The sequence below is a fragment of the Mycobacterium sp. NGS41 genome, assembly GCF_059812725.1.
This window is the reverse complement of the sequence record NZ_JCALDF010000022.1, coordinates 40981-54336: the sequence shown is the minus strand read 5'-3', so window position 1 is coordinate 54336 and position 13356 is coordinate 40981. Positions and strand designations below refer to the sequence as shown.

The following is a 13356-nucleotide window of genomic DNA, read 5'->3' as shown; positions in this document are numbered from 1 at the left end:
CACCAGACGCGAAAGCCCCCAAATCCGGCACGATTCAGGGGTTTTCGCATCTGCTCGCCGGCCTACTGATATACTGATTTACTGACTAGTAACTCGTTCGAAGGGAGGCCGCTGCAGTGAGCATCACCCCAGGTTCGAACGAACCCGGCGTCGGCTCGCATCGCCCACAGACCCCGCCCCCCGGGGATGCGGTTCCTACCGTGCGCCTCAGCCACCTCCGCCAAACGCCGCAGCAGATAGTCAGCCAGGCTCGCGAACAGGCGGGACGAAGCGGCCAACGAACACGCCGCACCGTGGACCTGCCGGCCGCCACCCATCGCGCCCTCGACATCTGGCAGCGAGATGCCGCCGACCGATTGGGACTGGCCCGGGTGACCGGACAAGAAGTCCTCGCGGCACTCGTCGACCAACTTCTGGCAGATCCGAAGCTGGCAGCCCAAATCATCCGCGCCATTCAAGCCCGCCGCTGACGAGCCCGGCGAGCAGCCTGGCGAGCAGACACAAAAGCCCCCGAAATCCGCACGGATAGGGGCTTTTGGGCTGTTGCGAAATTGGCGCTGGCCGCAAGCGGGCAGTTCTCACTCGCGTATGCGCATGTCTAGGTGTCCGAGGCGACTTTTGTTGTGTTGCATTTTCGGTGTGAAACCTGGGTTTTGGGCGTGAATGCTGGGCGTTCGGTGTGAAGCCTGGGCGTCGATTCGCGCCGGATCCCGCCCTGCGTTCACACCCAAAGCCGCAGGTTCACAACGAAAGCCGTAGCTTCACAATGAAGTCCGCAGGCTGGCGATGCGCCGACCGCGCGCCCAGGACCTTGGCGAACGCAACAGCCGATCTCGTACCTAGTCGACGTCCATTTCACGCAATTCGCGCTTGAGGATCTTGCCGGTCGGGTTGCGCGGCAGCTCGTCGAGGAAGACGACTTCCCGCGGCACCTTGTACCGAGCCAACTCCTCCTTCACGTGCTTCTTGAGGGTGTCCTCGTCGACGTCGGAGCCCTCCTTCTTGACGACGAACGCGCGCAGCCGGTGGCCCCACTCCTTGTCTTCGACGCCGATCGCGGTGGCCTCCACGACGTCGGGATGCCCGCTGAGGCAATCCTCGACTTCCGCCGGGAACACATTCTCGCCGCCGGAGACGATCATCTCGTCGTCGCGGCCACTGACATACAGCAATCCATCCTCGTCGAAGTAGCCGACATCGCCCGAGGACATCAAGCCGTCGATGATCTGCTTGTGCCCGCCGCCGGTGTAGCCCTCGAACGGGAAGGCGTTGCCGACGAAGATCCGACCTACCTCGCCCTGGGGCTTCTCCTTGCCGTTGTCGTCGAGGATCTTGACCTTCACACCCTTGACGACCGGACCGACTGTCGCCGCGTTCTTCTCCAGATCCTTGGGACCGGCGATGGTGGCAAACGCAATCTCGGTCGAGCCGTACATGTTGTAGATGACCGGGCCGAAATCCTTGAGCGCGCGGTTAGCCAGCTCGGCGCCCAACTGCGATCCAGACACGAAGATGATCTTCAAGCTGGACAGGTCGGGCTTCTTGTCCATTTTTTCGATCGCATCGAGCAGCCGTGACAGCATCACCGGTACCACGACCATGGCCGTCGCCTTGTACTTTTCCAGGTCTTCCAACACCAGCGGCGGCTTGAACTTGCGCCGCAGCACCAGCGTCGAACCCAGGAACATGGCGATGGTGGCGTGCAGATAACCCAGCGCGTGGAACATCGGCGCGGGCAGCGAGGTGATCTCGTTGGCCTTGAACGGCACGTGCGACAAAATGCCGCCGACCGGCGCCAGGGTGGGCGGGGTGCTGCGGTTGGCGCCCTTGGGGGTGCCGGTGGTCCCACTGGTCAGGATGATGATCGACGCGTGCTTGCTGGCCCTGGGTGCGGGGTCCTTGGTGCTGCGCTCGATCAGGTCGGCCAGCGTCTCGTCGTCGCTGGCGGACTCCTCGTCGCTGTCCGGGTTGGTGGCGAGGGCCCGCAGCCTGCCCAGCTCTGGCTCGGCCTTGCTGACGACCTTGCAGTATTCGTCGTCGTAGATGATCAGCTTCGCGCCTTCGCGCTCGGAGACCTCCTTGACTTGCGGACCGGAGAATTCGCTGTTGAGCAATATGAGGCGGGCGCCCGTCCGGGCGGCGCCGTAGTGGGCGATCAAGTACCAGCGGTGGTTGCGCGCCAGGATGGCGATACCGTCGCCAGCCTTGATGCCCTTCTCGATCAGGCCGTTGGCCACCGCGTGGGCGGCTTCGTCGAGCTCCTTGTAGCTGAATTCGCCGTCTTCATCGATGCACGCCGCGCGGTCGGGATGTCGCCTGGCGTTGAGTGACGGCAACATGCCGAACTCGCCCCACTTCGCGATCTCGGCTGCCATCGCGGCGGTTTTGAGCGGCGACTCCAGCCGGAACGCACCCGCTTCGAAGATCTTGCGCACGTAGTGCAGTTCGGCGGCGCCGCGTTCGGCGTATTGCTGAATCTTGGCTGGGATCTGCCCGGGCAGGTCGCTGAGGTTAGGCATGATCTCACCCTATGTGACGTAGGTCGCATCGCGGTTGGAAAATTCGCGCATAACTACCCTGTACCCATGACCAAACCGGCGACACTCGACGTGGCCGGCCGCAAGGTCACCATCACCCACCCGGACAAAGTTATTTTCGAACCGCACGGCGACGCACCCGGCCACACCAAGCTTGACCTGGTTCGTTATTACCTGTCGGTCGCCGATGGGGCGCTGCGCGGTGTGGCCGGCCGGCCGATGATCCTGAAGCGCTTCGTCAAAGGCATCTCCGTCGAGGCGGTGTTCCAGAAGCGGGCGCCGGCCAATCGGCCGGACTGGGTGGACGTTGCCGAATTGCGCTACGCGTCGGGCACATCGGCCAAGGAGGCGGTCATCCATGACGCCGCCGGGCTGGCATGGGTGATCAACCTGGGTTGCGTCGACCTCAACCCGCATCCGGTGCTCGCCGGGGATCTCGATCATCCCGACGAACTACGGGTGGATCTCGACCCGATGCCGGGGGTCTCCTGGCAGCGGATCGTCGATGTGGCGCTAGTGGCCCGCGAGGTGCTCGAGGATTACGGGCTGGTCGCCTGGCCGAAAACGTCCGGGTCGCGGGGTTTTCATGTCTACGCGCGGATCGCCCCGCGCTGGCCCTTTCAACAGGTACGCCTGGCCGCCCAGACCGTTGCGCGCGAGGTCGAACGGCGCATTCCCGACGCGGCCACCAGCCGCTGGTGGAAGGAAGAACGCGAGGGAGTGTTCGTCGACTTCAACCAGAACGCCAAAGACCGCACAGTCGCGTCGGCGTACTCGGTGCGGGCGACTCCGGATGCGCGGGTGTCGACGCCGCTGCATTGGGAAGAAGTCGCCGACTGCCGGCCCGAGACATTCACCATCGCTACCGTGCCTGACCGGTTCGCCGAAATGGGTGATCCCTGGGCGGGCATGGACGTCGCTCAAGCCATGGGCGACCTGGACCGGCTGCTGATGCTGGCCGAAGAGATGGGACCGCCGGAGCGCGCGCCGCGGGGCGCGAAAAACACGGGCAAGCGCAGCGATGGCAGGCGCGTCTCGTCGATGCCGCTGATCGAGATCGCCCGTACCAAGACCAAAGATGAGGCGATGGCCGCGCTGGACACGTGGCGCGATCGCCATCCGGCCGCGGCCGGCGAGCTGCAGCCAGCCGACGTCCTGGTCGACGGCATGCGCGGGCCGAGTTCGATCTGGTATCGGATCCGGATCAACCTGCAGCACGTGCCGGCCGACCAGCGACCGCCGCAGGAAGAGCTGATCGCCGACTACAGCCCTTGGCGGAAAAACGAGGGCCCACGGGAGCGGTATCAGCCCAAACCTCGGCCACGTGACTGAAGCCGTAGCTGTGCACGCGATACTCTCACGCTGTGCGACAGGGATGGAGTCGACGCGGATTCTTCCAACTCGCTGGGGCCGCGGGACTGCTCGCGGCTGGGGCTTCGGAGTCGCTGTCAGGCTGCTCGTCGCCGAAGCCGGCGCCGGGCTCCCCCAACGGCGGATCGGTCACGATCACCCACCTGTTCGGCGAGACCATCATCAAACAGCCGCCCACGCGCGTCGTCAGTGCCGGATATACCGAGCAAGACGACCTGCTCGCGGTGGGCGTCGTACCTGTCGCGGTGACCAACTGGTGGGGTGACCAACCGTTCGCGGTGTGGCCGTGGGCGCAGCCCAAGCTCGGCGACGCCAAACCGACGGTGCTGAACCTGGACAACGGAATTCCGGTGGACCAGATCGCCGGCCTGAAACCCGACCTCATCGTCGCCACGAATGCCGGTGTGGATGCCGACACCTACCGCAAGCTGTCGGCAATCGCCCCCACCATCCCGCAGTCGGGTGAGGACGCCTTCTTCGAGCCGTGGAAAGACCAGGCGACCGCGATCGGCCAAGCGGTGTTTCAAGCCGACCAGATGAAGTCGCTGATCGACGCGGTCGACCAGAAGTTCGCCGCCGTCGCCCAGAAAAATTCGCAATGGAAGGGCAAGAAGGCGTTGCTGATGCAGGGCCGGCTACAGCAAGGCACTGTGGTCGCAACGTTGGCAGGCTGGCGCACCGACTTCCTCAACGAGATGGGTCTGGTCATCACCGACAGCATCAAAGAATTCGGCAACGACCATCGCGCCCCGATCCCCCGCGATCACATCAAGTCCGTGCTCGATTCCGCCGACGTGGTGATCTGGTCCACCGAGAGTCCCGACGAGCAGAAGGCGTTGCTGGCCGATCCCGAGGTGGCAGGCGCACAGGCGACCGCGCAGAACCGTCACATCTTCACGCCCAAAGAGCTCGCCGGCGCGATCGCGTTCGCGTCGCCGCTGAGCTACCCACTGGTCGCCGATCAACTGCCCCCGCTGATCGGCAAGGTGCTGGGCTAGAAACAGGTGCACATCCGTCGAATACGGTTCGCACATTTGAGCGTTCGCTAAGGCACCTCTGGCAGTGCTCGAAAATCCCGACAAAACTTCACCGACCACCCATTTCCGGCGCTACCGTCGAACTTATGAGTGTGACGGATCTCTCAGCGGACCTCTCGACCGGTCCCACAAGGAGCCTGGCCGTCGCCGATTACGGCGACCAAGCGCTGCTGCTGCAATTCGACAGCAGCGCCGAGGTATTGGCCTGGACGGCTGGGTTGCGCGAAGCGGCCCTCCCCGGTGTGGTCGACATCGTTCCGGCGTCGCGCACCGTCCTGGTGAAGCTGGACGACCCGCGCTACCAGGCAGGCACCCGCCTTCGGCTGCGCAAGTTGCGGGTTGCCGTCGATTCGGCACCGCCCGCTTCGTCTGCTCGCAACGCCGATGTGGTGATCGATGTCGTCTACGACGGTCCGGATCTCGCCGAGGTCGCCAGCCGTACCGGGCTGAGCGCCGCGCAGGTCATCCACGCGCATACCGCCACTCTGTGGCGGGTGGGATTCTGCGGGTTCGCGCCGGGTTTCCCGTATCTGGTCGACGGCGACCCCCGACTGCGGGTGCCGCGCCGGTCCGAGCCGCGGACTTCGGTGCCGGCCGGCTCGGTCGCGCTGGCCGACGAGTTCAGCGCGATCTATCCGCGGCAATCGCCGGGCGGGTGGCAGCTCATCGGACGCACCGACGCGGTGCTGTGGGATCTCGACCGGGCTAACCCGGCGTTGCTGACGCCGGGCATGTGGGTCCAGTTCCGGGCCGCGTAGGCGGCCGATAGGAGCCGTAAAGGCCTAGAAGGAGCAAGCCGTGACAACTCTGGAGATCGTGCGCACCGGACCACTGGCCGTGGTCCAAGACCTGGGTCGGACCGGCCTGGCCCACCTCGGCGTCGGCCGTTCCGGGGCCGCTGACCGCGGCTCGCACCGCCTCGCCAACCGGCTGGTGGCAAATCCCGACGACCGCGCCACCGTCGAGGTGACGTTCGGCGGGTTCTGTGCGCGGGTCCGCGGCGGCGACGTCGACATCGCGGTGACAGGCGCCGACACCGACCCGACGGTCGACGGAGTCAAGTTCGGCACCAACAGCATTCAGCATGTCCGCGACGGTCAGGTGATCTCCTTGGGCGCCCCCCAAACCGGGCTGCGGACCTATCTGGCGGTGCGCGGCGGCATCTGCGTCAAACCGGTGCTGGGTTCGCGCAGTTACGACGTCATGTCGGCGATCGGCCCGTCACCGCTACAGGCCGGAGACATGGTGCCGGTCGGCGAGCACACTGACGACTACCCCGAACTCGAACAAGCACCGGTAGCCGCGATTGCCAAGCAGATAGTGGAGTTGCTGGTGATGCCGGGGCCGCACGACGACTGGCTGGTGGATCCCGACGCTCTGGTGCACACCATCTGGATGGCCTCCGATCGCAGTGACCGGGTGGGAATGCGGTTGGTGGGCCGTCCCATGCAATACCGCAATCCGGACCGGCAGCTGCCCAGCGAGGGCGTCACTCGCGGTGCGATCCAGGTGCCGCCCAACGGTTTGCCGGTGATTTTGGGACCTGATCACCCGGTCACCGGCGGTTATCCGGTGGTCGGCGTGGTCGTCGCCGACGACATCGACAAACTCGCGCAGGTCCGCCCCGGCCAGCACGTCCGGCTGCACTGGGCACGGCCCCGGTCGGCGCATGGGACCCGGCTGACCGCCGCGTCGGCGGGCTGGCCGTAGGCCGTAGTGCAAAGCCGGTAAGCACGCATGGTGCCAACCGCGGTACACACCGCGCGCCTGGTCCACACCGCCGATCTAGACATGGAGGCGCGCCAGCGCGTTCGCCAGATGGTCACCGACGCGTTCGCCGGCGACTTCACCGAGACCGATTGGGAGCACACGCTGGGCGGTATGCACGCCCTGGTCTGCCGGCACGGTGCGATCATCGCGCACGCCGCAGTGGTTCAGCGGCGCTTGTTCTACCGCGATACCGCGTTGCGCTGTGGCTACGTCGAAGGTGTTGCGGTACACGAGGATTGGCGTGGCAGAGGACTGGTGAGCGCGCTGCTGGACGGCGTCGAGCAGGTGATGCGCGGCGCCTATCAGCTCGGGGCCCTTAGTTCCTCCGACCGTGCTCGCCGGCTCTTCACGTCGCGCGGCTGGTTGCCCTGGCGCGGCCCGACGTCGGTGCTGGCGCCCACCGGCCCGACCCGCACGCCCGACGACGACGGGTCCATATTCGTCTTCCCGGTCGAATTCAGGCTGGACACCGCTGCGGACCTGATGTGCGATTGGCGCGCGGGGGATGCATGGTAGTCGTGTGATCACCGCCACACGAATCGACTGACGCTCACACCACCGGATTACCTGTGGTGAGCGGAATTTCACGGCCGGGTCACGGTCGGCAGCGTGTTGGGCAACAAAGGATTTTTAGCGTGGTCCCCATGCCGGTCCTGAATATCTTCACGCGCCGTTCGCATCTGTTGCCTGACTGGGACCCGGAAGACGTGGCGGCCTGGGAAGCCGGCAATAAGAACATTGCCCGCCGCAACCTGATCTGGTCGGTGGCCGCCGAACACGTCGGGTTCTCGATCTGGTCCATCTGGTCGGTGATGGTGCTGTTCATGCCGGCATCCGTATACGGTCTTTCAGCGGGCGACAAGTTCCTGCTCGGTGCCACCGCGACCCTGGTCGGCGGATGTCTGCGATTTCCCTACACGTTTGCCACCGCGAAGTTCGGCGGCCGCAACTGGACCGTCTTCTCCGCTCTGGTGCTCCTGATTCCCGCCGTCGGCACCTTACTGCTGCTGGCGAATCCGGGCCTGCCGCTGTGGCCGTACCTGGTGTGCGCGGCACTGGCCGGTTTGGGCGGCGGCAACTTCGCCTCGTCGATGACGAACATCAATGCGTTCTATCCGCAGCGACTCAAAGGTTCGGCGCTGGCGCTCAACGCAGGCGGCGGCAACCTTGGCGTCCCGGTGGTCCAGCTGGTCGGTCTGCTGGTGATCGCGACGGCCGGCGACCGGCAGCCCTATTGGGTGTGCGCCGTTTATCTGGTGCTACTGGCGATCGCCGGAATAGGCGCGGCACTCTACATGGACAACTTGCCGCAGTACCGAATCGAGATGAGCACCATGCGGGCAGTGCTTTCCGAGCCGCACACCTGGGTGGTGGCGCTGCTCTACATCGGTACCTTCGGCTCGTTCATCGGGTTCTCGTTCGCCTTCGGCCAGGTGCTGCAGATCAACTTCCTCGCCGGTGGTCAGAGTACGGCTCAAGCTTCGCTGCATGCCGCCCAGATCGCTTTTCTGGGGCCACTATTGGGCTCGCTGTCGCGCGTCTACGGCGGTCGGCTCGCCGACCGCATCGGTGGCGGGCGCGTCACCCTCGCCGTCTTCTGTTCGATGATCATGGCCTCCGGGATAGTAATCAGCGCAAGCACTTTCGGTGACCACGCCGTCGGGCCGATACCCGTCGCGACCATGGTCGGCTACGTGGTCGGCTTCGTCGCACTGTTCATCCTGTCGGGCGTCGGCAACGGCTCGGTGTACAAAATGATTCCGTCGATCTTCGAGGCACGCAGCCACTCATTGCAAGGCAGCGAATCCGAGCGCCGGCAGTGGTCACGTTCCATGTCGGGGGCACTGATCGGCCTTGCCGGGGCGATCGGCGCGCTCGGCGGGGTCGGCGTCAATCTGGCTCTGCGGCAGTCCTACCTGGACAGTGGCAGTGCGACAGCGGCTTTCTGGGCTTTCGCGGTGTTCTACGTGGCTGCCGCGGTGCTGACCTGGGCGATATATGTGCGCCGACCGCTGCCGGTCGCCGTGCCCGCCGTGGCCGGGACTCCTTCGCCGGCGGAGCTCGCTTGCGCCTAGCCCCAAATGTAGTCCGGCTCACACACGTTGGACACTGATATGCCTGCGCCCGGGCCTGGCAGTGATTTACCAGAAAACTGGGATCCAACTTTCAGGCGATATCCGGCCATATCGAGTTGACGGCCCTGGATCGCGGATGTGAGCATCGAAACCGCCAGCGGCGCATGTCTCTTCATTTCGAGTTCGTCCTCGGTTGAGCTCAGTTGCGACGCCCACAGGGCCAAAGACGGCCTGGCTCTATTCATCTAGTGGGACGGCTCGACGAGAGGGGCTATCGGCTATGGGGGTGCATGCCATTTTGCAAACGGTCGGCCGAAACCATCGCATCCGGGACTGGAATCCCGAAGACGCCGCGGCCTGGGAGGCAGGCAACAAGCGCATCGCGCGACGCAATCTGATCTGCACTGTGGCGGGCGACCATGTCGCCTTTTCGATCTGGAGCCTGTGGTCGGTGATGGCGTTGTTCATGCCGGCATCCGTCTACGGCTTGTCCGCCGGCGACAAGCTGCTGCTGGGCGCGGTCGCCACCCTGGTGGGTGGTTGTGCGCGCATCCCCTACACCTTGGGCATCGCCGTGTACGGCGGCCGCGCCTGGACGACGTTCTCGGCGTTCGTGTTGCTGATCCCCACCGTTGGCACCATTGTGTTGCTGGCCAACCCGGGCCTGCCGCTGTGGCCGTATGTGCTGTGCGCGGCGCTGACCGGCTTAGGTGGCGGCAACTATGCGGCCTCACTGGCCAACGTCAACGCCTTCTACCCGCAGCGGCTCAAGGGGGCCGCACTGGCAGTGAACGCCGGGGGCGGCAACCTCGGCGTTGCGGTGATCCAGTTGGTCGGTCTGCTGGTGCTGGCTACCGCGGGACACGAAGCACCCTATTGGGTTTGCGCGATCTACCTGATCCTGCTGGCAGTCGTCGGCATCGCAGCGGCGCTGTTCATGGACAACCTGGACCACGGCATCGAGGTGAACCACATGCGGTCGATCCTCTCCGACCGGCACACCTACGTGATCTCCCTGCTCTACATCTGCACCTTCGGTTCCTGGATCGGGTTCGCATTCGCCTTCGGCCAGGTGATGCAGGTCAACTTCATGGCCAGCGGAGAAAGCATCAAGCATGCGTCGCTGCACGCCGCGCAGATCGCCTTCATCGGGCCGCTGCTAGGGTCGCTGGCGCGGATCTACGGCGGCAAGCTGGCCGATCGCGTGGGCGGTAGCCGCGTCACACTGGGCGTCCTCGGTGGGATGATCCTGGCCGCTGGACTGCTGGTCGGCATCAGCACTTTCGCCCACCACAGCACGGCCACAAACACCGTTAATATGCTCGGCTACGTCTCCGGCTTCATGGCGCTGTTCGTTCTGTCCGGGATGGGCAATGGGTCCGTGTTCAAACTGATTCCGTCGCTGTTCGAGGCCCGCAGCCGCTCGCTCGATATCAGCGAAGCCGAGCGCCGACGTTGGTCGCGCGCGATGTCGGGATCGCTGATCGGTTTCTGCGCAGCTGTCGGTGCACTCGGCGGCGTCGGGATCAACTTGGCGCTACGGGAGTCCTACCTGCGCAGCGGCAGCGGCACCGCGGCTTACTGGGTGTTCCTCAGCGCCTACGTCGTTGCTGCGATCCTGACCTGGATGATGTACGTGCGTCGGCCGTTCTCAGTCGCCGGCCTGGCGGGATCGATGCTCGAACCGGGGTTGGCACGTGTTTGAGCTCACGTGTGATTCACGCCCCACCACGAGCAATGCGTCAGCAATTGCGTGGTAACGCAACCGAAATCAACCAGGCATACACCATTCATATGGGTCATAATGGCCGGCCAGACTCTGCACCACTGACGGGTTACCGGATTGCGGTGACGTCGGCCCGGCGCGCCGAGGAGTTGTGCGCGCTACTGCACCGCCAGGGCGCCGAGGTCTGCGCTGCTCCGGCGATCAACATGATCGCCCTGCCCGACGACGACGAGCTGCACCACAACACCGAGGAGTTGATCGCCGAGCCACCCGACATTTTGGTGGCGCACACCGGTATCGGTTTTCGGGGTTGGCTTGCCGCAGCCGAGGGATGGGGGCTGGCCAACCAGCTCATCGAGGCACTGTCGTCGGTGCGGATCGTGTCCCGCGGACCGAAGGCCACCGGAGCGTTGCGCGCCGCCGGACTGCACGAGGAGTGGTCTCCGGAATCGGAGTCATCACAAGAAGTGCTGGAATACCTACTCAAATCGGATCTGACCGGTACCCGCATCGCTGTCCAGCTGCACGGTGCCGCCGATGCCTGGGATCCTTTCCCCGAGTTTGTCGGCGGATTGCGCTACGCGGGGGCCGAAGTGGTGCCAATCCGGGTGTACCGCTGGAAGGCAACACCATTGGGCGGAGATTTCGACCAGCTGGTCACCGGGTTAGCACGCCGGCAATTCGATGCGGTCAGCTTCACCTCGGCACCCGCCGCTGCAGCCGTTCTGGAACGCAGCCGCGATTTGAACATCGAGGATCAGCTGCTCGAGGCGCTGCGCACCGATGTGCACGCGATGTGCGTCGGGCCGGTAACGTCCCGGCCGCTGATCCGTAAGGGCATTCCGACGTCATCGCCCGAGCGAATGCGGTTGGGGGCCTTGGCCCGGCATATCGCCGAGGAGCTGCCCGTGCTGGGGTCATGCACCGTGACGGCCGCCGGCCACGCGGTCGACGTCCGGGGAACCGGCGTGCTGGTGGATGGTTCGGTCAAGTCGCTGTCGCCTTCTGGCATGGCGATATTGCGTGCGCTGGCAAAGCGCCCCGGCGACGTCGTCACGCGCAGCGAGCTGCTACGCGTGCTGCCAGGCAATGGCAACGACACCCATGCGGTCGACACAGCTGTGCTTCGGCTTCGAACAGCATTGGGCGACAAGAATATCGTCGCAACGGTGGTCAAGCGTGGCTATCGGCTGGCCGTCGACACGCACGCGAGTGCGCGATGACTCTGATTTTGGTGGCGCACGGCACCCGCCGACCCGGCGGCGTGGCCATGATCGGGGATCTCGCCGCACAGGTGGGCGCGCTGGTCGGCGACACCGTACAGGTGGCGTTTGTCGACGTGCTGGGACCTACACCCAGCGAGCTGCTTTCGACCTGCGCGCCTTCGCATGCGGTGCGACCCGCCATCGTGGTGCCGGCGTTTCTGTCTCGTGGATATCACGTTCGCGCCGACCTACCCGCTCACGTCGCGGCCAGCGGGCATCCGGATGTCACGGTCACGCCCGCTTTGGGACCGGGCCGGCAGATCACCCAGCTCATCGCCGATCAACTAACGCAATCCGGTTGGCGTCCCGGTGATTCGGTAGTTCTGGCGGCCGCGGGCACATCCGATTGCAGGGCCCGCGCGGACCTGCGTACCGCCGCCACCCTGCTGGCAATGCTGACCGGATCACGAGTCGACTTGGGATTTGCGGCAACCGGTGACCCCGATGTCCGCACGGCCGTCACCGAGGCCCGTCGGCGCGGTGCGAAGCGCGTCGCGGTGGCCTCCTATCTGCTGGCCGACGGTCTGTTTCAAGAACGGTTGCAGGCGTCGGACGCCGATCTGGTGACCCGACCGCTGGGCACCCACCCCGGGCTGGCCCGGCTGATCGCCGACCGATTCGTTAGTGCTGCGACGCGCCGGTCCGGCAGTCGCCGAGCGCGACACCTGTCGAATTGCGTGGTGCACACGGGGTTGCCCGTCAGCCACGCCGAAGCCGACGACGCTTGCTCTTTGGAGATATCCAGGTAATCCTGACAACATGGCCCGCAACGAAGAGCCCTCGCGTGGGCTCCTCGACGACGTGGCGAAAATGCTGCGTTTGCCGTTCAGCACACCGGAGTTCATCGACCGTATAGTCACCGGCAGCGTCAACCAAGTGGGCCGTCGCACGCTCTACATGTTGATAACCACCTGGGATGCGGCCGGTGGCGGCCCCTTTGCGGCCAGCGCCATCGCGTCCACCGGGCTGGCCAAGACCGCCGAAATCGTGCAGTCCATGTTCATCGGACCGGTCTTCAACCCGCTGCTCAAGATGCTTGGAGCCGACAAGATCGCGGTCCGGGCGTCGTTGTGCGCCTCTCAGCTCGTCGGTCTGGGCATCATGCGGTATGGAGTGCGCTCCGAGCCGCTGCACTCAATGACGGTGGAACAACTCGTCGACGCCATCGGCCCAACGCTGCAGCGCTACCTCGTCGGCAAAATCGACTAGGCCGCCATCCGCGCGATCTGGATGTGGCCCGCCGGCGTGACGCGTGCCGGGTATACCGGCACCGACACCCTCGGGTCGTCCAGGCAACTGCCGTCGTCGAGCGCGAAAGCCTGCTTCAGGATGGGCGATTGGACCGTTGCGCGGCCTGCCCGATCGCCGACGATCCCGCGGGACAGCACGGCTGCTCCGGAGAACGGGTCGACATTGCCGACCGCGTGCACCGTCCCGTCGTCCAGCCGGAACAATGCCGCCTGGCTGCCGTCGTCGAGCAGCACACCGACACCACGACCGGGGATGAGGCGGTCATAGTCGCAGGCGGTGGTCCACACCTGAATGTCGTTGAGAAGCGTCATGATTCCTCACTTT

At 65.2% G+C, this 13356-nt stretch carries 13 protein-coding genes; 11 read left to right on the top strand and 2 right to left on the bottom strand.

All coding sequences use genetic code 11. From position 1 onward, the window contains the following. Nucleotides 1-116 precede the first annotated feature (116 nt). Nucleotides 117-470: an ATPase gene (locus AC5Y21_RS18670; protein WP_499914512.1), complete on the top strand. Its 354-nt coding sequence runs from the start codon at nucleotides 117-119 to the stop codon at nucleotides 468-470. A gap of 369 nt (nucleotides 471-839) precedes the next feature. On the opposite strand, the gene fadD2 is transcribed toward AC5Y21_RS18670, so the two are convergent. Then, nucleotides 840-2519 (bottom strand): long-chain-fatty-acid--CoA ligase FadD2, encoded by a 1680-nt coding sequence (gene fadD2 / locus AC5Y21_RS18665; RefSeq protein ID WP_499914510.1) that lies wholly within the window; start codon nucleotides 2517-2519, stop codon nucleotides 840-842. Between the two features lie 66 nt (nucleotides 2520-2585). Here fadD2 and AC5Y21_RS18660 point away from each other — a divergent pair, with 66 nt between their 5' ends. The 10 genes from AC5Y21_RS18660 (at nucleotide 2586) to AC5Y21_RS18615 (ending at nucleotide 12990) form a co-directional block, all read left to right on the top strand. After that, on the top strand, nucleotides 2586-3869 hold the full coding sequence (locus tag AC5Y21_RS18660; protein ID WP_499914508.1) for a DNA polymerase domain-containing protein: 1284 nt from the start codon (nucleotides 2586-2588) through the stop codon (nucleotides 3867-3869). 32 nt (nucleotides 3870-3901) lie between these two features. Then, nucleotides 3902-4906: an ABC transporter substrate-binding protein gene (locus tag AC5Y21_RS18655; protein ID WP_499914506.1), complete on the top strand. Its 1005-nt coding sequence runs from the start codon at nucleotides 3902-3904 to the stop codon at nucleotides 4904-4906. 125 nt (nucleotides 4907-5031) lie between these two features. Further along, entirely contained in the window at nucleotides 5032-5703 is a 672-nt protein-coding gene (locus AC5Y21_RS18650) for a 5-oxoprolinase subunit B family protein (RefSeq protein WP_499914504.1), read from the top strand. 40 nt (nucleotides 5704-5743) lie between these two features. Beyond that, on the top strand, nucleotides 5744-6655 hold the full coding sequence (locus AC5Y21_RS18645) for a 5-oxoprolinase/urea amidolyase family protein (protein WP_499914502.1): 912 nt from the start codon (nucleotides 5744-5746) through the stop codon (nucleotides 6653-6655). Between the two features lie 30 nt (nucleotides 6656-6685). Then, a complete protein-coding gene (locus AC5Y21_RS18640; RefSeq protein ID WP_499914500.1) occupies nucleotides 6686-7231 on the top strand; it encodes a GNAT family N-acetyltransferase in 546 nt (181 codons plus the stop codon). Nucleotides 7232-7359: 128 nt separating this feature from the next. Further along, a complete protein-coding gene (locus AC5Y21_RS18635; RefSeq protein ID WP_499914498.1) occupies nucleotides 7360-8790 on the top strand; it encodes a nitrate/nitrite transporter in 1431 nt (476 codons plus the stop codon). 280 nt (nucleotides 8791-9070) lie between these two features. Beyond that, on the top strand, nucleotides 9071-10495 hold the full coding sequence (locus tag AC5Y21_RS18630) for a nitrate/nitrite transporter (RefSeq protein ID WP_499914496.1): 1425 nt from the start codon (nucleotides 9071-9073) through the stop codon (nucleotides 10493-10495). Between the two features lie 89 nt (nucleotides 10496-10584). Then, complete coding sequence (locus AC5Y21_RS18625) at nucleotides 10585-11739, top strand: uroporphyrinogen-III synthase (protein ID WP_499914494.1); 1155 nt, start codon at nucleotides 10585-10587, stop codon at nucleotides 11737-11739. Beyond that, nucleotides 11736-12530: a sirohydrochlorin chelatase gene (locus AC5Y21_RS18620; protein WP_499914492.1), complete on the top strand. Its 795-nt coding sequence runs from the start codon at nucleotides 11736-11738 to the stop codon at nucleotides 12528-12530. The genes AC5Y21_RS18625 and AC5Y21_RS18620 overlap by 4 nt, the downstream gene beginning before the upstream one ends. Nucleotides 12531-12540: 10 nt before the next feature. After that, on the top strand, nucleotides 12541-12990 hold the full coding sequence (locus tag AC5Y21_RS18615; protein WP_499914491.1) for a TetR/AcrR family transcriptional regulator: 450 nt from the start codon (nucleotides 12541-12543) through the stop codon (nucleotides 12988-12990). On the opposite strand, the gene nirD is transcribed toward AC5Y21_RS18615, so the two are convergent. Beyond that, the gene (nirD, locus tag AC5Y21_RS18610; protein ID WP_499914489.1) at nucleotides 12987-13343 is read right to left on the bottom strand and encodes a nitrite reductase small subunit NirD; all 357 of its coding nucleotides are present in this window, start codon (nucleotides 13341-13343) and stop codon (nucleotides 12987-12989) included. The genes AC5Y21_RS18615 and nirD overlap by 4 nt on opposite strands. Nucleotides 13344-13356: the final 13 nt, after the last annotated feature.

Excerpts from the sequence above, each read along its gene's own strand:
- AC5Y21_RS18630 (WP_499914496.1), top strand. The coding sequence starts at position 9,071 with ATGGGGGTGCATGCCATTTTGCAAACGGTCGGCCGAAACCATCGCATC.
- AC5Y21_RS18615 (WP_499914491.1), top strand. The coding sequence starts at position 12,541 with ATGGCCCGCAACGAAGAGCCCTCGCGTGGGCTCCTCGACGACGTGGCG.
- AC5Y21_RS18650 (WP_499914504.1), top strand. The coding sequence starts at position 5,032 with ATGAGTGTGACGGATCTCTCAGCGGACCTCTCGACCGGTCCCACAAGG.
- AC5Y21_RS18620 (WP_499914492.1), top strand. The coding sequence starts at position 11,736 with ATGACTCTGATTTTGGTGGCGCACGGCACCCGCCGACCCGGCGGCGTG.
- nirD (WP_499914489.1), bottom strand. The coding sequence starts at position 13,343 with ATGACGCTTCTCAACGACATTCAGGTGTGGACCACCGCCTGCGACTAT.
- AC5Y21_RS18625 (WP_499914494.1), top strand. The coding sequence starts at position 10,585 with ATGGGTCATAATGGCCGGCCAGACTCTGCACCACTGACGGGTTACCGG.
- AC5Y21_RS18660 (WP_499914508.1), top strand. The coding sequence starts at position 2,586 with ATGACCAAACCGGCGACACTCGACGTGGCCGGCCGCAAGGTCACCATC.
- fadD2 (WP_499914510.1), bottom strand. The coding sequence starts at position 2,519 with ATGCCTAACCTCAGCGACCTGCCCGGGCAGATCCCAGCCAAGATTCAG.
- AC5Y21_RS18635 (WP_499914498.1), top strand. The coding sequence starts at position 7,360 with ATGCCGGTCCTGAATATCTTCACGCGCCGTTCGCATCTGTTGCCTGAC.